This window comes from Bacillus sp. FSL M8-0025 (assembly GCF_037975475.1).
Classification (GTDB): Bacteria; Bacillota; Bacilli; order Bacillales; family Bacillaceae; genus Bacillus; species Bacillus subtilis.
In genome coordinates, this window is sequence record NZ_CP150258.1 from 3,155,684 (window position 1) to 3,175,794 (window position 20,111).

Annotated in this window: 22 protein-coding genes; 5 read left to right on the forward strand and 17 right to left on the reverse strand. The window is 46.6% G+C overall.

What is annotated here, in order from left to right:
• Positions 1-237 precede the first annotated feature (237 nt).
• Positions 238-1,305, forward strand: a complete 1,068-nt coding sequence (locus tag MKX38_RS16380) for an NAD(P)/FAD-dependent oxidoreductase (protein ID WP_003228707.1) — start codon at positions 238-240, stop codon at positions 1,303-1,305.
• A 25-nt stretch (positions 1,306-1,330) separates the two neighbouring features.
• Here MKX38_RS16380 and MKX38_RS16385 read toward each other — a convergent pair whose 3' ends face one another.
• Positions 1,331-1,657: a YuzD family protein gene (locus MKX38_RS16385; RefSeq protein WP_003242597.1), complete on the reverse strand. Its 327-nt coding sequence runs from the start codon at positions 1,655-1,657 to the stop codon at positions 1,331-1,333.
• A 99-nt stretch (positions 1,658-1,756) separates the two neighbouring features.
• On the opposite strand from MKX38_RS16385, the gene MKX38_RS16390 reads away from it, so the two are divergent.
• Entirely contained in the window at positions 1,757-2,092 is a 336-nt protein-coding gene (locus tag MKX38_RS16390) for a NifU family protein (protein ID WP_010886606.1), read from the forward strand.
• A 41-nt stretch (positions 2,093-2,133) separates the two neighbouring features.
• On the opposite strand, the gene MKX38_RS16395 is transcribed toward MKX38_RS16390, so the two are convergent.
• The 5 genes from MKX38_RS16395 to cotNH all read right to left on the reverse strand — a co-directional run bounded on the left by MKX38_RS16395 (position 2,134) and on the right by cotNH (position 8,719).
• Complete coding sequence (locus MKX38_RS16395) at positions 2,134-4,107, reverse strand: S9 family peptidase (RefSeq protein WP_339187734.1); 1,974 nt, start codon at positions 4,105-4,107, stop codon at positions 2,134-2,136.
• 106 nt (positions 4,108-4,213) lie between these two features.
• Positions 4,214-5,143 carry a homoserine kinase gene (gene thrB / locus MKX38_RS16400; protein WP_032730335.1) on the reverse strand — a complete coding sequence of 310 codons (930 nt, stop codon included), beginning with the start codon at positions 5,141-5,143 and terminating at the stop codon, positions 4,214-4,216.
• A complete protein-coding gene (thrC, locus tag MKX38_RS16405) occupies positions 5,140-6,198 on the reverse strand; it encodes a threonine synthase (RefSeq protein ID WP_003228697.1) in 1,059 nt (352 codons plus the stop codon). The genes thrB and thrC overlap by 4 nt, the downstream gene beginning before the upstream one ends.
• Positions 6,198-7,499, reverse strand: a complete 1,302-nt coding sequence (locus MKX38_RS16410) for a homoserine dehydrogenase (protein ID WP_003228694.1) — start codon at positions 7,497-7,499, stop codon at positions 6,198-6,200. Before MKX38_RS16410 ends, thrC begins: the two co-directional genes overlap by 1 nt.
• A 200-nt stretch (positions 7,500-7,699) precedes the next feature.
• Positions 7,700-8,719 carry a spore coat-associated protein CotNH gene (gene cotNH, locus MKX38_RS16415; protein WP_339187736.1) on the reverse strand — a complete coding sequence of 340 codons (1,020 nt, stop codon included), beginning with the start codon at positions 8,717-8,719 and terminating at the stop codon, positions 7,700-7,702.
• A 152-nt stretch (positions 8,720-8,871) separates the two neighbouring features.
• Here cotNH and MKX38_RS16420 point away from each other — a divergent pair, with 152 nt between their 5' ends.
• Positions 8,872-9,372, forward strand: coding sequence for a phosphatidylglycerophosphatase A (locus MKX38_RS16420; RefSeq protein ID WP_003243814.1), 501 nt, complete (start codon positions 8,872-8,874; stop codon positions 9,370-9,372).
• Between the two features lie 26 nt (positions 9,373-9,398).
• On the opposite strand, the gene nucF is transcribed toward MKX38_RS16420, so the two are convergent.
• From nucF to MKX38_RS16435, 3 genes are read right to left on the reverse strand one after another with little or no spacing between them, the layout of a single operon-like run.
• Positions 9,399-10,169, reverse strand: a complete 771-nt coding sequence (nucF, locus tag MKX38_RS16425; protein ID WP_021480535.1) for a 5' nucleotidase NucF — start codon at positions 10,167-10,169, stop codon at positions 9,399-9,401.
• 28 nt (positions 10,170-10,197) lie between these two features.
• The gene (locus tag MKX38_RS16430) at positions 10,198-10,632 is read right to left on the reverse strand and encodes a DUF86 domain-containing protein (RefSeq protein WP_021480536.1); all 435 of its coding nucleotides are present in this window, start codon (positions 10,630-10,632) and stop codon (positions 10,198-10,200) included.
• Positions 10,633-10,655: 23 nt separating this feature from the next.
• Positions 10,656-10,931 (reverse strand): YutD family protein, encoded by a 276-nt coding sequence (locus MKX38_RS16435; RefSeq protein ID WP_003228682.1) that lies wholly within the window; start codon positions 10,929-10,931, stop codon positions 10,656-10,658.
• A 113-nt stretch (positions 10,932-11,044) separates the two neighbouring features.
• Here MKX38_RS16435 and MKX38_RS16440 point away from each other — a divergent pair, with 113 nt between their 5' ends.
• The gene (locus MKX38_RS16440; protein WP_003243821.1) at positions 11,045-11,677 is read left to right on the forward strand and encodes a YhcN/YlaJ family sporulation lipoprotein; all 633 of its coding nucleotides are present in this window, start codon (positions 11,045-11,047) and stop codon (positions 11,675-11,677) included.
• 15 nt (positions 11,678-11,692) lie between these two features.
• On the opposite strand, the gene lipA is transcribed toward MKX38_RS16440, so the two are convergent.
• Entirely contained in the window at positions 11,693-12,589 is an 897-nt protein-coding gene (gene lipA / locus MKX38_RS16445; RefSeq protein ID WP_003222888.1) for a lipoyl synthase, read from the reverse strand.
• A 234-nt stretch (positions 12,590-12,823) separates the two neighbouring features.
• Here lipA and lytH point away from each other — a divergent pair, with 234 nt between their 5' ends.
• Positions 12,824-13,804 carry an L-Ala--D-Glu endopeptidase gene (lytH, locus tag MKX38_RS16450; RefSeq protein WP_042974652.1) on the forward strand — a complete coding sequence of 327 codons (981 nt, stop codon included), beginning with the start codon at positions 12,824-12,826 and terminating at the stop codon, positions 13,802-13,804.
• A 27-nt stretch (positions 13,805-13,831) separates the two neighbouring features.
• Here the strand turns inward: lytH and yunB are convergent, their stop codons facing one another.
• The 7 genes from yunB to MKX38_RS16485 all read right to left on the reverse strand — a co-directional run bounded on the left by yunB (position 13,832) and on the right by MKX38_RS16485 (position 19,956).
• Positions 13,832-14,596 carry a sporulation protein YunB gene (gene yunB, locus MKX38_RS16455; RefSeq protein ID WP_009968113.1) on the reverse strand — a complete coding sequence of 255 codons (765 nt, stop codon included), beginning with the start codon at positions 14,594-14,596 and terminating at the stop codon, positions 13,832-13,834.
• A gap of 72 nt (positions 14,597-14,668) precedes the next feature.
• Complete coding sequence (locus tag MKX38_RS16460) at positions 14,669-14,974, reverse strand: YunC family protein (RefSeq protein WP_015251300.1); 306 nt, start codon at positions 14,972-14,974, stop codon at positions 14,669-14,671.
• 64 nt (positions 14,975-15,038) lie between these two features.
• The gene (locus MKX38_RS16465; RefSeq protein WP_339187742.1) at positions 15,039-16,427 is read right to left on the reverse strand and encodes a bifunctional UDP-sugar hydrolase/5'-nucleotidase; all 1,389 of its coding nucleotides are present in this window, start codon (positions 16,425-16,427) and stop codon (positions 15,039-15,041) included.
• Between the two features lie 19 nt (positions 16,428-16,446).
• Positions 16,447-17,268 (reverse strand): sulfite exporter TauE/SafE family protein, encoded by an 822-nt coding sequence (locus MKX38_RS16470; RefSeq protein WP_003228670.1) that lies wholly within the window; start codon positions 17,266-17,268, stop codon positions 16,447-16,449.
• Positions 17,269-17,285: 17 nt separating this feature from the next.
• Complete coding sequence (locus MKX38_RS16475) at positions 17,286-18,134, reverse strand: DUF72 domain-containing protein (protein ID WP_003243895.1); 849 nt, start codon at positions 18,132-18,134, stop codon at positions 17,286-17,288.
• A gap of 37 nt (positions 18,135-18,171) precedes the next feature.
• The gene (locus tag MKX38_RS16480; RefSeq protein WP_015714653.1) at positions 18,172-18,519 is read right to left on the reverse strand and encodes a hypothetical protein; all 348 of its coding nucleotides are present in this window, start codon (positions 18,517-18,519) and stop codon (positions 18,172-18,174) included.
• A gap of 96 nt (positions 18,520-18,615) precedes the next feature.
• Positions 18,616-19,956 (reverse strand): allantoinase, encoded by a 1,341-nt coding sequence (locus MKX38_RS16485; protein WP_229762675.1) that lies wholly within the window; start codon positions 19,954-19,956, stop codon positions 18,616-18,618.
• Between the last annotated feature and the right edge of the window lie 155 nt (positions 19,957-20,111).

The window sequence follows — 20,111 nt, forward strand, 5'->3', positions numbered from 1 at the left end:
TATCGCGAATTTTTCACTATTCGTCAAAGACAACGGATGATTCAAAATTTATTATCGTAACATATTATTTCTCAAATAACGTTTTACTAATTTGTGTTTTCAGGCTAAATTGTAGGTTATTTTGAAACTATTATTGTGATTTTAGATCAAATTCGATATAATTCTAGATGTTATTTTACATAGTTCGTATTTTCTTCAATGTATCTATCATACTCTTCGGATTAAAGGGGAATTCAAATGAAAAAATTGGTCTTGATCGGCGGAGGTTACGGGAACATGCGCGTTCTTCATCGCTTATTGCCAAACCAGCTGCCTGATGATGTTTCAATCACGTTAATTGACAGAAATCCTTATCACTGCTTGAAAACAGAATATTATGCCCTTGCCGCAGGCACAATTTCTGACCATCATATCAGAGTGTCATTCCCAGAGCACCCTCGCCTGGATGTCCAATACGGTGATATCACATCAATTGATATTGTACAAAAACAAGTGCTGTTCCAAGATCGTGAACCGATTTCTTACGATGACGCCGTAATCGGGCTCGGCTGTGAGGATAAATATCACAACGTGCCGGGAGCGCCTGAATTCACCTACAGTATTCAAACCATCGATCAGTCCCGCGAAACCTACCAAAAGCTGAATAATCTGAGCGCTAATGCCACCGTCGCCATTGTCGGAGCGGGCTTAAGCGGCGTTGAGCTTGCAAGTGAATTGAGAGAAAGCCGTGATGACCTGAACATTATTTTGTTCGACCGCGGTAATCTCATTTTATCAAGCTTTCCCGAGCGTTTAAGCAAATATGTGCAAAAATGGTTCGAAGAGCACGGTGTCCGCATTATTAACAGGGCAAATATCACAAAAGTAGAAGAAGGCGTTGTGTATAACCACGATGATCCGATTTCTGCAGACGCCATCGTGTGGACAGCCGGCATCCAGCCAAACAAAGTCGTCAGAGACTTAGATGTGGAGAAGGACGCACAAGGGCGTATTGTATTAACGCCTCATCACAATCTTCCGGGTGATGAACATCTGTACGTTGTCGGCGATTGCGCCAGCCTTCCTCATGCGCCGAGCGCCCAGCTGGCAGAGGCTCAAGCAGAGCAGATTGTCCAAATCTTGCAAAAACGCTGGAATGGAGAAGCCCTGCCTGAATCAATGCCGCAGTTTAAGCTGAAAGGCGTCCTCGGTTCACTCGGAAAAAAAGCCGGCTTCGGGCTTGTTGCTGACCGTCCGCTGATCGGCCGTGTTCCGCGTATGCTGAAATCCGGCTTGCTGTGGATGTATAAACACCATAACGGTTAATGATAGAGAAGAACCGCTGATCAAGTCAGCGGTTTTCTGTATACCCATGCTTCTCCATTTCCTCATAAACGTCTTTTAATTTTGGATTGCCTTCACCGACAATTTTGTCTTCTACAAGCACAAGCGGATAAAAATACTCGTCATTTCTGATTTTTTCCGCAAGCTCTTTCGCATGTTCATTGTCAGGCGGCTCATGAATATCGATGTACTGCATCTCAAAAGGCTGATTTGGATATTTTCTTTTCAGCGCAGCCTCAAGCCACTCGTATGTATCCTTGGCTGTCGGCATATTTACACAGCTCGCACAAACGTTTTCTGCCCCGTACACGCTTAGCATGACTGGTTTCATCACTTGTAGACGCCCCCTTCTCCTATGTAAGTCCTTTCTTTTAAGTATACAGAGCCTAAGGGCGTTTTTATAGAAAAAAACCGTTTTTGTGTTGAAGTCTGAATGTGCTATAATAGGGAAAGCAACTTTGCAAACCAAACAATAGATTTTTATTGTTACACTGAATATAATGGTTTTATGACGACGAAAGGAGCGAATGTCATGACTGAAGTTGAAATGAAAGAACAGGTGCAGGAAGTACTGGACAAACTTCGTCCGTTTTTACTTCGTGACGGCGGTGACTGTGAGCTTGTAGACGTAGATGAAGGTATCGTTAAGCTTCGTCTTCTAGGCGCATGCGGCAGCTGCCCAAGTTCAACAATTACGTTGAAAGCCGGAATTGAGCGCGCTCTTCTTGAAGAAGTGCCGGGTGTCGTTGAAGTAGAACAAGTCTTTTAATAAAGCAGCCAGGCTGATATTTGATCAGCCTGGCTTTTTTATTAGAGATGTTGATCAAACCATGAGCTGATATAATTCAGGCGCTTGATCCGCTGTCTTGGGTGTCCGGTGCGTGATAAATTGTGCGATGCATTCGGAAAACGGACAAGCTTGGTTTCCTTGCCCATTTTTTTCAGAGCGATAAACAGCTGCTCCGCCTGCTCGATCGGGCATCGGTCATCCCGCTCGCCATGCAGTATCAAAAGCGGTGTCTCCACGTTTGCTGCGTATTTTAAAGGAGACCGGTCCCAGAGCTTTTCTGTGTCCTCAAACATGTCATGCTCAAGCTGCCAGTCTGTAAAGAAATAGCCGATATCACTGACGCCGTGAAAGCTGATCCAATTTGATATCGAGCGCTGGGTAACGGCAGCTTTAAAGCGGTTCGTCTGCCCGACGATCCAGTTGGTCATAAAACCTCCGTAGCTTCCGCCCGTGACACCGAGCCGCTTAGGATCAATATGCGGATCTCGTTTGATAGCCTCATCCACAGCCTGCATCACATCGTCATAATCCTTTCCCCCATAATCTCCTCTGACCGCATTCACAAATTCCTGCCCGTAGCCGTGGCTTCCTCTCGGATTGATATAAACGACCGCGTATCCTTTCGCCGCCAGCACCTGAAACTCATGAAAATATGTATGTCCGTACATCATATGCGGACCGCCGTGTATGTTAAGAATAAGTGGATATGTTGTCTCACCTTCCATTTGTGCAGGCCTCATCAGCCAGCCGTTCACCATCACGCCGTCTTCTGTAGCATATTGAATCTCTTCAGGTATTGATATCGTATGCTCCCTGACAAACTTGTCATTCGCGCCAGTCAGCTGTTTCTCTTCCTGTCCAAGCGGGATACTGTAAAGCTCACTCGGTCTGTCCGGCTTTGTCACACTGGCAATAAAGTGCTGTTCATCAGGTGAAAGAGAAAAGCTATTGATGTACTCTTTTTCCAGACGAATCGGATACACAAGGCCTTCAATCGAAATATAATAGATGCCCGTACTGCCTTGATCTGTGCCGATGACATAAAACCCTTGGCTGTCCTTTGTCCAAATCGGGCGCTGTTCAGCACCACCGATCAATGAATCTCCAATCAGCGCATCCGCTAAATGAACGTCCAGCATCTCAGTAAGACATGTGAGGCGGCCTTGTTCGATATCATAGAGCCACGCCTTTGAGAGCGTAGCATTCTTATATTCCTTTTCATTTCCAAGCAAAGCAAGATACCTTCCGTCTGGTGAAAATGAGCTTGATCCGAATGAGCCGCGATGAGGTGTAACCTGCTTAAGATCTCCAGACTCCAGTGACATTATGTAAACATCATGCGGCTTGCTGGCATCATCTGTTTCAGTTAAATTAGCTGAGAAAACAAGCCCTTTGCCGTCAGGAGAAAAAGCAGGATCACCATGATCAGCTTTGTGACTTGTCAGCTCTTTCATCTCACCCGACTTTACGCTGACAAGCACAAGCTGGGCATACGCACCTCTCGTCAGCCCTTTGCCGTCCCGTTTGTAGGAGAGGCCTTGCACTTCAACAGGTTCATAGCTGTCCTGCTCTGTTTTTTCTCGGTCATCAATGTTTTCTCCCTCTCCCAAACTGACAGTGACCAGAATCGATTCGCCATCCGGGGACCATATTGGCTTTGACACGCCATACGGGATATCAGTCAGTTTTCTCGCTTCTCCGCCTTCAGCGCTCATCATATACAGCTGTGCCGCATCGCCTTCTCGATCAGAAATAAAGGCAAGCGTGCACCCGTCCGGAGACCATCTTGGGTCGGTGCTTCGCTTTTCTCCATGTGTCCAAGGAACAGACCCGCCCGTTTTCGTTTCATAGATCCATATATTTGATGTATACGAATCTTTCTCTTGATTCACTTGTGATTTTACATATGCGGCACGGGTGCCGTCTGGGGCGTATTGAGGATCGGTCACAGAGACAATCGCTGTGATGTCGTCTGCGGTTATCAGCTTTTTCATATTCATCTCCTCCTTTTTACATGTATTTCGTTTTTCTAAATAAAAACTCCTTTATCTCCAGCAAAAAAAGCGCCCTCTGCTGACGCTGAGGAACGCTTGGCATGATCTATACACTTTTTACTTGATATAAAGGATTTCGCTCTATTATACTTCCCTCTTTCGGGACGGTCAAAGCGTCTACTTCACAATGAGGGAAATGAAGCGCGAGCTGTTCTTTTAGCTCTTCTCCCTTTCCTTTTTCGGTCATGACGAGAATCGTCGGGCCTGCTCCGCTGAGAGCCGTTCCATATGCGCCCTTCATCTCGGCGACGTGCTCTACTTTTGACAGCTCAGGCACAAGCATCGCCCGGTACGGCTGATGGAACATATCCTTCTTCATGATTTTCCCGACAAGCGGCCAATCCTTGGACATGATCGCAGCAATGAGTATATTGCTGACAGCACTTGCTTTTACGGCGTCGGCATATGGAAACTCCTTCGGAAGCACGTCTCTCGCGTCTCTTGTCAGCACTTCGTAAAAAGGAATGACAACGACTACGTCAATGTCAGCATTCGGGACGCGGATCATTTGGGTCTCGTCATCCTCATGCAGGCCGATCACAAGTCCGCCGACGAGAGAAGCGCCAGCATTGTCCGGGTGTCCTTCTTCTAGACTGGCTAAATGCAGCTTGTCCGCTTCAGACAGCTTTAAGCCGCATAATTCATCAGCCAGTTCAATGGCCGCTACAATCGCCGCGGCGCTACTGCCAAGGCCGCGTGCAAGCGGGATGTCGCTCCACACCTTCACATGGACAGGAGGTATTTCTTTTCCGTACAAATCTGCGGTCCGTTTAGCCACTTGATAGATCAGGTTATCTGTACCCGCCGGAATTCCGGCGACTGTTTCTGTTTCAGCCTCAAAAGACCATTTGTCGCTTTCAAAGACGGTCAGCTTCAAATATCTGCTGAGCGCCATTCCGACTGAATCAAAGCCGGGGCCTAGGTTAGCTGTGCTTCCGGGAACAGTGACAGAGAACAGCATGTCGGCTTCGTTCATACACGGGCCGCTCCTTTTACATATTCAAGGATGCTGTCTTCATCAGTCGGCAATGTGACAGGCTTGATTTCTGAAATGTCGACCGCTGTGTTCGGATCTTTCAGTCCGTTTCCTGTTAACACAGCTACGACCTTGCTGCCTTTCGGAATTTCTCCGGATTTCACCTGTTTCAGCACTCCTGCGATAGACGCGCAAGAACCCGGTTCTGCAAACACGCCTTCTACACGGGCGATCAGCTGATATGCGTGAAGGATTTCATCATCAGTGACTTCGTCAATTTTCCCATTGGATTCCTCGGCTGCCTTTACAGCTTTGTCCCAGCTTGCCGGGTTTCCGATACGAATGGCTGTCGCTATTGTTTCAGGATTTTCAATCACTTCATTGCGCACGATTGCCGCCGCACCCTCAGCTTCAAAGCCGCGCATTTTCGGAAGGCCTGTGCCGTTTTTCTCATGATATTCCTTGAAGCCCTTCCAGTACGCAGTGATGTTTCCCGCGTTTCCGACCGGGATCGCTAAAACATCAGGCGCTTCCCCCAGCTGTTCGCACACTTCGAAGGCAGCAGTTTTTTGGCCTTCAATGCGGTAAGGGTTGACTGAGTTGACAAGGGCAATCGGTGATTTCTCACAGATGGAACGGACAATTTTAAGCGCATCGTCAAAGTTTCCGTCAATTGCGATAATCTCGGCTCCGTACATGACAGCTTGAGCGAGTTTTCCAAATGCAATTTTTCCGTTCGGGATGATGACAATGCATTTCATGTTAGCACGGGCTGCATATGCTGCCGCAGCAGCGGAAGTGTTACCTGTTGACGCGCACATAATCGTGTCATTGCCTTCTTCTTTTGCCTTTGCCACAGCCATAACCATTCCGCGATCTTTAAATGATCCCGTAGGATTGACGCCTTCCGTTTTGACATGAAGCTCAATTCCGAGCTGCTCAGACAGCTTCGGCAGGTGAATAAGAGGTGTGTTTCCTTCATGTAAAGTTAGCGCCGGTGTTTGATCTGTTACAGGTAAAAATTCTTTATATTGATGGATAAGTCCTTTCCACATTAGCTCCAACCGTTCCCTTCTACACGATATGTGCTTTTGACTTCTTGAACGACTTCCAAATCATTTAGGTTTTGCAGGATATCACTGAAATCAGCTTCTGATGTATGATGTGTGACAATTACGATTTCAGCTAACTCATCATGGCCTTTAATTGGCAGCTGAAGGATTTTTTCAAAGCTCACGCCCCGCTCTGAGAACACAGATGTAATTTTCGAGAATGAACCAACCTCATCTTTTACATGAATTCTTAAAAACTGCTGTGCATAAATGTCAGACGGCGATTTCATGTTTTTCTCATATTGCGGTCCGACAAAGCTGTTGCCGGTTACACCTAGGCGCATATTTTTCATGACAGCGACGAGGTCAGAAACAACGGATGTCGCTGTCGGCATGCTTCCGGCTCCCGGCCCGTAGAACATCGTCTCACCGACAGCCTCGCCGTATACATAAACAGCGTTAAACTCATTATGAACAGCAGAAAGCGGATGATGGTCAGGAAGCAGTGTCGGCTGTACGCTGACCTCGATTTTGCTGCCGTCACGCTGAGCAATCCCGATCAGCTTCATTGTATAGCCGAGGCGTTTGCTGAAGCTGATGTCCTCGTCTGTAATTTGGGAGATCCCCTTTACTTTGACGTCTTCCAGATCCACGTTCATCGAGAAGCCGAGGCGCGCCAATATCGCCATTTTCCGTGCGGCGTCAAGCCCTTCCACGTCAGAAGTCGGATCAGCTTCGGCAAAACCGAGATCCTGCGCTTCCTTGAGCACTTCCTCGTATGGGCTTTTCTCTTTGATCATTTTGGTTAAGATAAAGTTTGTTGTGCCGTTCACAATTCCCATCATTTTTGTAATTCGATCTGATGAGAGGCCTTCCTCTAACGTGCGCAGAATCGGAATCCCGCCGGCAACACTGGCTTCAAAGTAGATATCGCATCCATTTTCCTTCGCTTCGGCAAGCAGCTCGGAGCCGTACACAGCCATTAAGTCCTTGTTTGCTGTGACAACATGCTTTTTCGATCTCAGCGCGTCGACCAAATATTGTTTTGTCTGTTCAACGCCGCCGATCACCTCGATGACGACATCAACATCTGGATCATCAATGACATCATACACTTCTGTCGTGAGCACTTCCTTCGGCAAATCTACTTCTCTCTTTTTCTCTAAATCTTTTACAAGCACTTTTTTTATCGTAACCGGACAGCCGACCTGATGCATAAGCTTATCCTGATGGTCTTGAATAATTTTAACGACACCGCTTCCGACGGTACCTAAACCTAAAAGCCCTACACGAATCGCTTTCAAAAAAACTCCACCTTTCTTTTGATTGTCCTCTTGAAAAAGACAATTGTTAACTCAACACAGACATATAAGTTACAAACATTATATAAGCCCACTCCTGTTTTGACAAGACAGCATTAGGCTGAATTTTGCGAATGTAAACGCTTAACGCATTGATATGACAAGATTCTTTATTTTCTAATTATTTTTGTCAGATTTTCTCCTCACCCTGAGCTGCCTTTGCCGAGCCAGCTGACGCGTGGAACAAACAGCTTCTGCGCCCGCATATTCATGAATTCCTGCGCTGAATTGAGAAATTGTTCATAACGCCCACAGTCATTAAGAATGAAGTTAAGCTGTTCTTCAAAATAATGCTTTTCTGATTCTGATGACATGTAATAGCTTTCTACGATTTCAAAATAATGAAGCGGGAAAAGCAGACGGCTGTATAAAAGGCGTTTCGAAAATGAAGACAGCGGTGTGACTTGCTCGTATTCCTGTAAAAAGAGAAAGCCCTGCTGATTAAAATCTTGTCTGTGATGCAAAAACGTATGCCTCATATATTCAGCCAAATCACGGGAAGCGTGGTCAAACACCCAATCCGCCGGAATCCTGATCAATGATTCCGGTGACCATGTATGCCTTTCCATCCGCTGATGGCATATCGTTCCTGAATCAGCGGCTTGGGGCTTGTCATCCAGCTCAGTGTCCACTAAATATTGTATCGCGTTTTCTGACAGTCCTAAATAATATGGAAATGATTCGATCATTTTTTTATCGAATGGCTCATGCGGAGGGGTCTGAACCTTTCTCTGCCAAAATGCTTCCAGCTGATCAATTCGTTTTCCCCACAGATCCTTCCACTGGCCGATTCTTCCGGCCGCCTTCACCTCATATGGATATCCTCGGCCTTTTCGGTGAAATTCCGCAAGCTCCGCTCCAATGGAGAACGCCCTGTTTGAATAAGGGGGGGCCGCCTTCAGCAGAGCGTACGTTTTTCCCTCATGTTCAAATGTCAGTTCACCTTCTTTTGTAAAGATAAAAACCGAAACGTATGGGTCACTTTGTTCTTGTAAATACTGACTCATGTAATAAAGCTCCGCCAGCTCTGTTTCTGAGAATTGGGAAACGGGGACAATCAGAAAGTATGAATTAGGCGTCTGAAAGCATTGATATGTGTGCTGGTACATGGAAAGCTGCCTGATGTGAATGCCGTATTTTTCTTTTATTGTACCTTTCACCATGATCACCTGCCTGTTGAATTAGGGCTCATCACATCGTAGTCATACACAGCCGGAATTATGAATACATATTTTAATCCGAAGAAGGCGCAAGAAAAAGTCGTAAACTTCTCAAGCATTTTGTATAAACTAGTAAAAAAGATTGGGTGAAGCTGATGTCAGAAAACGAACAATTCAGTCAGATGGAAGCTAAAGCAAGAGCACGGATGAAGGAGCGCGGCGTTGAGGTATCAGACATTGCCGAGCTTGTCTTTTTTCTGCAGAAAAAATATCATCCGGATTTAACCATTGATGAATGCACGCTGAACGTCAATCGTGTTCTCGCAAAACGCGAGGTGCAAAACGCGATTTTAACGGGCATTGAATTGGATGTTCTTGCTGAGCAGAAAAAACTGTCTGAACCGCTGCAAACGATGCTGGAAATAGATGAAAGCCTATATGGAGTAGATGAAGTTCTGGCATTTTCCATTGTGAACATTTACGGATCGATCGGGTTTACGAACTACGGTTACATCGACAAAGAAAAACCCGGAATCCTTAAACGATTGAATGATAAATCAACCGGTGAATGCCATACCTTTTTAGATGACATCGTCGGAGCGATTTCCGCCGCGGCTTCAAGCAGACTTGCTCACCGCGCGCGGCATACAGAATAAGGGCACCCTTTTAGGGCGCCCTTTTTTCAAATGTATGGAATCCATTCAGTCAGAGAGTCAATGGCGTGAGTCGGTTTTTCCATATCGTCTGTTATATGTTCTCTTTTCGTTACGCCTGTGTGAACGAGCAGCGTATCCATACCCGCGTTAATGCCGGCCATAATATCAGTGGCGTAGTTGTCGCCGACCATGAGTGTTTCAGACATATCAGTGCCGAGAACGCGCATCGCCTGCTCCATAATAATTGATTCCGGCTTGCCGATAAATACAGGCTGTACACCTGTAGATACGGTTAACACTGATGTCAGTGAGCCGTTTCCCGGCAGAAGCCCTCTTTCAGTCGGAATCGCAATATCTCCGTTAGTGGAAATAAAGCGGGCGCCATTTCTGATTGCCAGGCAGCCGACAGCAAATTTTTCGTATGTAATGGAACGGTCGATGCCAACAACGACAAAGTCCGCGTTTTCTCCGCCAAATGTCAGTCCGTTTTCTTCAATCGCCTGGCGGATTCCTTCCTCCCCAATCACATACACAGACGCGTCTTTTTTCTGCTGTGCAATGTGCTGGGCAGTTGCCATGCTGGTCGTGAAGACCTGCTCTTCTGTTGCCGGAATATCAAAAGACACGAGCTTGTCCGCTACCTGCTTCGGTGTGCGCGAAGAGTTGTTTGTCACGAAAAGATAAGGAACGCCGCGATCTTTCAGCGTTCTGACAAATTCACACGCTTCCTCGATTTTTTCCGTGCCATTGTACATCGTTCCGTCTAAATCAATTAAATACCCTTTATATGTTTTCATATCCAACACTCCTGTGGCTTTCCAGTTGTTATTTAAACGCGGAAACAGGTCCTAGCTCTGTTTCCAAATAGCTTCTGATCCGTTTCGGGAAGTCCTGAAGAGCTGTTTGATGCGCCTTGATCAGCCTGTAAAGCTCGCCGCTGTCAGCGAGCAGATAGTGTTGAACCAACGTTTTGCGGTAGGCGATCAATTTCTTGAGCTCAGCACCCTCTTTTTCCGTGACAACTTTCTCATCAACCAGTATATCCATAATGTCGTCATAGCTGCCCGGGTCCCGCATAATAAAGCCGTCAATCATGTCATTGCCTGTATCCAAAATGCATTCGATTAACAGATGGCCTATACGCTGAAGTGCCAATTCCCCGATTTCAGACTGCCAGTCTGTTTGTGAGTCAAATAGCGCCAGCTGGTGCTCGAAGAACCCTAGTGTTTTCTCGATTTTGCTTCTGTCAACAAAATACATGACAGCATCCCCTTTGTGTATATTTATTTTCTGATCCGTTTCAAGACAAAATACGCACAGCCGAAATTGCAGTATTCGTAAATATATTCATCTAATGTGCTGATTTTCGTTTCGAAGGTTGCCTTTTGATTCTGGTCGTCAAAGAAGCCCTTGAGCCTTAGCTGACCGTATCCCCAGTCTCCCACAATATAATCGTATTTATTTAATATATCGGAGTAGCGGGCTTTAAAAGCCTCTTCGTTGAAGCCGTCTTTGAAATTGTGCACCAATTCAAATTCGGCATTTTGAATAAGAATCATGATCTCACCTCTTTTTCACTCATTCCTATCATAATTCATTGCCCCGTCCCCATCAATTGCTAAAGAATAAATCATGCGATTTGGCTACCCTACACATGAGGAGGGATTTATAAATGAAACGAACCGCTGTCAGCCTCTGCCTGCTGACCGGACTATTATCCGGGTGCGGAGGCGCAGGATTGGATAATGCCCAAAATGTCCGGAATCAGACGCAGAATCAAACCAAACCCATTCATGTGTCGGACCGCAACGAGGCTTTTAACAGGCATAATGAGAACGAACAATTTGGCTATGTCCGCTATCAAAAAGAACAATTTGACGGAGAACAGCAGAAAACGCCGGTGATGAACCGGGAAGAAACCGCTCACATGATATCAAGTTTAACGGTTCAGCTCCCCCATATTCAAGATGCTGCGACATTGGTGACTGACCGAGAAGCGCTTGTCGTATACAAAACCGATTCTAAAAACCGGGAGCTGACCGCCGATCAGGTGAAAAAAACAGCGGCTTCTGTGATACCGCGATACTATCACGTGTATATTTCCGATAATCCAAACCATATGCAATCCGTCGAAAATTACAGCAATCTCGGCTCTGGTTCAAGGGATATTAGAGAGATCATGTCGGGGACGATTCAAGAAATGAAAACCTCCCCGCAAGGAAGCCCTGTCTCAGAGAATGAAAATGCCAATGGAGAAACGCGTCAGGACATGAAAATCGATAGGAATGACAAAAACGCCAGATGATCTGGCGTTTTGGCATTATGCTTGTGCTTGACGCTTTTTAGATGCTTCGTTTACTTGTTCATCCGCATGGTAAGAGGAACGGACAAGCGGACCGGCTTCACAATGGCTGAAGCCTTTTTGCATCGCGATTTCTTTTAATTCTGCAAATTCATCAGGATGGTAGTATTTTTGGACTTTCAAGTGTTTCTTCGTCGGCTGCAGATATTGGCCGATTGCCATAATATCCACGTTGTTCGCCAAGAGGTCGTCCATTACTTCAATAATCTCTTCTTTTGTTTCGCCGAGTCCGATCATGATACTTGATTTTGTCGGAATGTCAGGCTGCATTTCCTTCGCACGGCGCAAAAATTCCAATGAACGGTCGTACGTCGCACGCGCGCGGACTCTTGGCGTCAGGCGGCGAACCGTTTCGATATTGTGATTCAGGATGTCTGGGCGTGTATCCATCAAGGTTTTTAGGTTATCGTAGTTTCCGCCCATATCAGACGGCAGCACCTCAATTGTTGTGAACGGGCTTTTTCTGCGGATCGCACGGACAGTTTCCGCGAAAATGCCTGCCCCGCCATCTTTCTGATCGTCACGCGCAACAGCCGTAATGACCGCGTGTTTCAAATTCATAAGCGCGACTGAATCCGCTACGCGTTCCGGCTCTTGCAGATCAAGCTCAGTTGGAAGGCCTGTTTTGACAGCACAGAAACGGCATGCTCTTGTACAAACAGAACCTAAAATCATAAATGTCGCTGTACGTCTGACCGCCCAGCATTCATGAATATTCGGACACTTTGCTTCTTCGCATACGGTATGCAGGTTGTTTTCCCGCATGAGTTTTTTGAGCCCTGTATAGTTTTCATTTGTATTTAATTTAATTTTAAGCCATTCGGGCTTTCTGAGGTGTTCGTCTTTCTTTGCCAATTCCCATCATCTCCAATATCCAATATACTCAATTTCTGACACGAAACATTCTGAAAACGAGAAAGGTGCAGGTTTTAGTTCTGCAACAAAAATAATGTTTTTCTAACTAAAGAAAGTCTTTTCTTTAGACACTTTAACATAGGAAAAATTTCTCGACAAGGGAAGATGATTACTGACATTTTTAAGCCGGGTTGCCGCAAACTATGTGTATTCAATATGAAAGGAGATTATTTTGTGAAAGTTTTGTTATCCGCTCTTCTTCTCCTTTTGTTTGCATTTGAGCCTTCTGCGTCTGGAAAAAAACTTCCAGATCCAGTGCTGTCGAAACGGATGGAATTATATCATAAAATCGAAGCTGTGACGCAGATCCCTTGGTATGCGCTCGCCGCTGTTGATCAATACGAAGAAAACGTGCGGAGCAACCGGAAAGATCTGCCTGAAAAGGCGGGAATCATCAGCATCTATATACCCGATGATATCTGGAGCGGGCCTGAAAACCCGAATCCGAAAGACGATGCGCCGTTAAGCATTAAAGTGTTTGACGGAATCGGAATGGATGGCGATGGAGACGGGAAAGCCGAGGTCAGCAACGATGAAGATATCTTGTATACGTTCAGCCAATACTTACTGTCGTATGGCACAGATGAAGACAACATCCGGATCGGGCTTTGGAATTATTACCGGCGTGATCAGACAGTGGGGATTATATCTGAATTCATGAAGCTGTTTAAAGCCTACGGCCATATTGATCTGGGCGAGCATGCATTCCCGCTTCCGATCAGAACCGATTACAGCTACCGAAGCACGTGGGGAGATGCCCGCGGCTTCGGTGGAAGGCGGATTCATGAAGGTACGGATATCTTTGCCCATTACGGCCTTCCTGTCAAATCCACATGTTACGGCGTAGTTGAAATGAAGGGCTGGAACCGCTTCGGAGGATGGAGAATCGGCATCAGGGACATTAACAATACGTATCATTATTTTGCCCATCTCAATGGGTTTGCCAAAGGGATTAAAACAGGACAAATCGTTGAGCCTGGCCAAGTGATCGGATCAGTCGGCAGCTCCGGATACGGCCCGCCGGGAACCGCCGGGAAGTTCCCGCCGCATCTGCACTATGGCATGTACAAAGATAACGGAAGAACCGAATGGTCATTTGATCCATACCCGCATTTGAGGGCGTGGGAGCGATATGAATACCAAAAAAAGAAGTAACAAAAAGCCGCCTCTTCAACAGGCGGCTTATTTGCTGCTTTTTTCTTTTTTTGAATCGGCACCGTTTTCTTTGCTGCTCGGAAGCTGGACAGAAGGCGTGACACCCGAGCCGCCGCTTCCATTATAAAACTGCGGCACTTCGCCCTGCACTGCTTTAATCGATACAGGAACATTATTTGTGACGACAGCGGTTTTGCTGGCAAATGGAATGATGACCTTCACTTTAATTTCGACAAAGATGCTGATATCAATAAGTGCGTTATTTATGCCATACGGCTTGATTTTGGTTTTGACATCTGTAAAAGCGTCACCGATTAAATTGAACCGGACCGGGATTTTCGGCCCGAGGTTTCCAAGAAGGCTGTTGCCGGTTACCTGTCCCAGCGGAATGTTGATCATAATGTTTTCACTGGCGCCGCTGTGTCCGGTATGGGTTTCCATCTCTTTCAAATGAGCCTGAAGCTGCTTTGTCACTTTTGTTTTCACACTGTTTACAACCTGTGTATTAAAATCGATTGTCGTTAAGTTTCCGTTTTCATCAGAATTCATTTGAAACATATCTTTCATATTTTCACTGTCAGACATATAGTCCTCAATCGAATCCTGGATCACCTCTGTCGCTATACGCTTCGTTTCCATCTCGCCGATGTCCATTAAAACAGGTTTGATCGAGCCATTGATCATCCAAAGGCTGACCGTTGTTGACAGGATAAAAAAGACAACGGACAGGAGCATCACGTAACGGAAAGGCAAAGGTCCTCTCTTGCGAAAAGGGCCGCGATATCTTGGCAAGAAAATCCCCCCTTACATATCACAATGTATGCTTGTAAGAGGGGACATAGTAATAGCCGGGGCCAATTTATTTTATTTCACCATTTTTAAAAGCGCTTCTCTGCCGCTCATGCCGACTTGAATGCCAAGATCTTCCGCGGCGTACGTGACGGATTCTAAAGGTGCGTCTAACAGCTGGTCAATGGTGCGGACACCAACTGCGCGTCCCGCCACAATGCCGCGCTCCTTTAATTTTTCATTCAGCAGCGCCACATCCAGCGCACCGCACATAATATATCCGTGATCATTGGCGACGGCCATAAAATTCGTTTTGGGAAGCTTTACTGTCACAGCTGTAAAAGGCTGTCCTTCTATCATGATCGGTGTCAGGTTTACCACGTCAACCACTCCCTTCATTCATCACTTTATGATGAAGGGCACAGCTTGTTGTGGGCTGACTGCCTTATTGCGCAAGCTTCCAAGCAAGCAGATCCCGCAAAAATTCCGGCATAAAATATTCTTTTTCTGCAGCGTCGCGAATCAACGGAAACAGTTTGCCGAGCGTAAACATATCAAGCACCGCAACGGAGTATTGTTTATGTTTTTTAATATCTTCCCCGTTCAGTGTGATCCGGGTGACGTGGGTGATCCCGTCATCGAGCCGTTTCGTTTCTACCTCAACGCCGGCATACACCATTTTCCCCATCACTTCTCCGCGGAAGCCGAGTCCTTTGATCCGGAGCTGCTCCATTTGTTCGGAAGCGGCATGGACAATGGTTTCCTTCAGTTCTTCTCCCGTCAGGCGGACAGCCACCGGGTTGATCGGATGCGGACAGATGCGGTGCAGATCCAGCTTTGTCACAGGACCTGCTTTAAGCGGACCGAGAATGACACCTGAATTGACCATACTGATGTCCGTCTCGCACCATTCCTTTAAGGCGTATGCCAAAAGCAAAGGCAGCTCTGATTCTTCAAACCACTTCACCTCAGCATCTTGTGCAAGCTCTGCAACGGCATCGGACAGCTTCTCCTCGGCTTCACGTTCTTTTTCATTGAGAAACGCTTTTGTTTCTGCGGATTCTCCTGTCCATTCCGCCATGTTCTGCACAGAAGCCGTTTTGCTGTTGATGCTTCGCTGTACGCTGTCCACCGTGATTTCTACACAGCCGACATAATGCCCGTATTTCTCGGCGCTGGCCAGCAGTACCCCATTCACCACTTGTCCATCTTCAAGCAAATGATGGGTATGTGATTCGAGGATTACATCAATCTCAGGCACCGCTTCAGCCACTGCCTGATCATCAAGAATGCCTAAATGTGACAGCAGAACGATAATATCAGCCTGCCCTTTCACTTCCAGAATGGTTTCCTTTATGCTTTCAAGGGCATCCGTTACTGTCCATCCCAGCTTGTCATATACAGGATAATACGGCACAGTTACACCTAAGAAAGCGATGGACATATCGTTTTTCAATGATTTGATATGGTAAGGCACCGCCCAGGACGGACGGTTTCCATTTTTATCAAACAGATTAGAGACGATGACAGGAAATTCAGCATGATCATATAAGGCAGCAAGCTCTTCATGCGGAAGCGTAATCCCTTCGTTATTGCCGATCGCCGCTCCATCAATGTGAAGGCGGTTTAAGAGATCGACATTCGCTTTTCCGAATGTTGCCTCTGTCACGAATTGAAAACGATCAAGATGATCGCCAATATCAAAAACGAGCGTCTCTTCGCCGTCTGACTGATGCTCTTTTCTTTTCTGCTCGATATAATCTACAATTTTCGGCCAGTTTTCAAAATGGCTGTGCAAATCATTTGTATGATATAAGCGGAGCTTCTCCTTCATAATATCTCTCCCTAATCGTTCAGCTGAAAATGCCTTCATAAATGAGCTGGCAGCCGATCAAAATCAATACGATCCGCATGATCATAACGATCGTTTTCGTCTGCATTTTTCTGTTGATGGCGGCGCCAAGCTTTCCGCCGAACCAAGCGCCGGGCACAAGCGCGAGGGCGTACAGCCAATTGACGTGCCCGGAAATCATATGTGAAACAGACCCTGTCATAGAAGACAGGAAAATAATAAACATGGACGTTGCCACCGCAACCTTCGGCGGAAACAGAAATAACAGCATCATCGCCGGAACCATCAGTGATCCGCCGCCTATACCGAAAAGTCCGCCTAAAAAACCGACAACAAAGGCAATGGCAATACCGACAGAGGCCTGATATGAGTACGTATAAGGCTCACCGGCATCATCCTGAAATGTCCGGATAATTCCTTTGTGCGCTTTGTTGATTGGCCGGGCTTTCGCTTTCAGCATTAAGGATAATGAAATCAGAATCATAAAAATGCCAAACCAAACGGAAAACGAGTTTGAATTGAACAGCTTTGACACGTAAGCCCCGATCATGCTGCCGGGACCCGAACCGATAAAGAAAATGAGTCCGCTCTTATAATCAACTGTTTTATATTTAATATAAGCCAAAGTTGAAGAAAGGCCCGTAAAAATAATGACCAAAAGCGAAGTTCCAATCGCAACCTGCGGCGTCACATCCTGAAACAGCTGCGTCACTGTGCTTAAAAACATCAGAGACGGCACAATGACAATTCCGCCGCCAAGCCCGATCAGACTTCCTACCGTACCTGCGATTAATCCCAGTACGACCAAAATCACAAACGACATCAATCAAAACCTCTTTTCTAAAATAAATCGAGCTGTCTCGGAGCAAGTCCGCTGTACTCGATATCAAGCAGTTCAAGCATCTGCTTGCCATTATCCGCAGCGTCACCGCCGGAATTGTTGTTGAACAGAACAAAAACATCCTTACATTGCTGCTGCAATTCATTCAGGTGCTTTTTCCAATCCTCCAGCTCCTGTTGGTTGTAGCGGTATAAGTACCTGACCTCCCGCCAGTTTTTCCCGCCATCAGGCTTCATCCAGCCCTGCTTGTTGCGTCCGTGAAACCTGACGAGCGTTTTGTTTTCATCGGTCGCGCGCAGCACAGTAGGAACGCTGCCTTCTCCGATTTGCGGTTCATCACAGACACTGTGAATCCAGCCTTCCGCTTTCATAAATGAAAGCGTCTGCTCATAAAATGGCGGCGAGAACCAGGAACGGTTTCTGAATTCAAGCGCGCAAGGAATATCTCCCATTTGGTGCTTACACCATCTCAAATAGGCGACATTCTCCTTCTTGCAGTCAAACCACGGCGGAAATTGAAACAGCACCATGGCGAGCTTATTGCTATGTAAATATGGCGTTAAAGACACCTTAAACGCATCAAACATCTCCTCTTTTGAGTCAAAGGGAATTTCGCCGCGCTGATGCCCTGTCATGCCCTGATATGCTTTCACGATAAATTGGAAGGTTTCGGGCGTTTCCTTCACCCACTTTTCATTATTGCGCGCCGGCTGAATCGCGTAAAAGCTCGCGTCTAATTCCACGATCGGAAAATGGGAGGAATAGGCCTGCAATTTTTTCTGGCTGGCCGTTTTCGGCGGATAGATGCTGTCATGATCCCCCCACCCCGTCAGTCCGATATAAATCACACTCATTCACCTCTCTTCCAGTTTATCACACGTGTTTTCAGGTTTCCTCGGAAATGCTGTTCATATGACGGGAAAATGCAGAACGAAGATGCTGATATTGTTCCTCATTCGTATCTAAAAACGCCTCTTCTCTTGAGGAAGGAATATGCTGATATTCAATAGGCGCCTGAAACTGCTCACTCGTAAAATCGTACATCACACCATTGATGCTGTTGTAAAAATGCCAGCTCTCACCGACTTTTGTTTTGAAAATCGTGCCGCCGAAATGGTCTTGAATCACCAATGCCGTCACGCCGCATTGGCCGCATGACGGGCATTCTTCCGTCCATTTAGAGCTCGAATGGCGCGACCAGGATTGCTTAAGTATGTATTTGACATGCTCCATTGCCTCCGCCTCCTTTAAAAAAAGATACCACGTTGATGAGATTTTAAAAACTAGAACGGAGGAAATCAAAAAACCCGGCGGTAAAATCCGCCGGGCTTACGAAGGAACGACCAGAGCTCCGTCAATTTCAGTGACTTTTTCCCCATCATTGTACACGCACCGGCCTTTGCTGTAAGTGGCCGTAATGCTGCAGGGAAATGTATGTCCTTCGTAAATGCTTTTTTTATGCTTTGCAAACATCGATTCTCTTGTAACAGTGTACGGCTCCATGCTGACGAGCACGAAATCTGCATCACACCCCGCCTCAAGCCGCCCTTTTTTCTGAAGGCCGAATCGTTTTGCAGGGGCCGCCGCTGTCCATTCTGCGATGGCTTCAAACGGAATCTGATGCTCAAGCGCCAGTTCCAGCATTCCTAATAAAGTGAACTGCCCGCCGCTGATTCCGCCCCATGATAAAAACATGTTATCCTCCCGCTTCAAGGATGGACGGCAGGGGGAATGGTCTGAGGAAACCATGTCAATGTCCCCGGCAATGAGCGTTTCGATCAGCGTCTCTTTTGATTGCAGCGACCGGAGCGGAGGCGCGCATTTTGCGACAGAGCCCCTTTGCCGTAAATCGTCATGGCTGAACAAGACATAATGCGGGCATGTCTCGACCGAAACATCAAGACCTTCCTGTTTCGCCTCTCTGATCAGCCGGACCGCTTTCGCCGTGCTGATATGGACAAAATGAACCGGACAGCCTGTCACCTTCGCATACTGAATCGTGCGATACACCGCTTCAACTTCTGCTTCCTCCGGGCGGGAGGCGGCGTACGCATCCGCATCCACCTTTCCTTTATTGGCCAAAACCATCTGCAAGTAGCTTGTGATCGCGTCGCTTTCCGCGTGGAGAGCGAGGATTTTTCCTGCAGCCGCGATTTCTGCCATGCCTTTGAGCAATGTCCGTTCATCAACAGAGCGGAACTCATCAGTACCTGACTTTGATAAAAACGCTTTAAACCCGATCGCTCCCGCTTCAGCCATCGGACGGATGTCCTCGATATGGCCTGGCACAAGGCCGCCCCATAGCGCAAAATCCACGGCAGATTTTTGCCTGCCTAGCTCAGCTTTTGCGAGAAGATGCTCTGCCGTCACGGTTGATGGAATACAGTTGAGCGGCATATCAAAATAGGTAGTGCAACCGCCTGCGGCCATCATTTGAGAACCTGTTTCAAACCCCTCCCAATCCTCCCTGCCCGGTTCATTAAAATGAACATGGCAATCTATCACACCAGGAAACACGTATTTCCCGTCTGCCTGGATGATTTCCGTCCCGCTTGCTTCAATGTCAGAACCTATCTCGGCAATGACACCGTTTTGAACTGCAATATCAGCTTCTATAACGCCATCTGGCGTAACTGCCTTCGCACCTTTTATCACCATATCGTAAGCCATATTGATCCCCCCATGTAAGGATGACGATTTTTCATGTCAGTTTATGTAACACAACCAGTTCTATTTTCAACAGTTTACTGCTACTATGATCGTATTACATCAGCAAAACCGCTAGAATTCCTATTGAAAATTATTCACCTTAACCAATGTTTTTA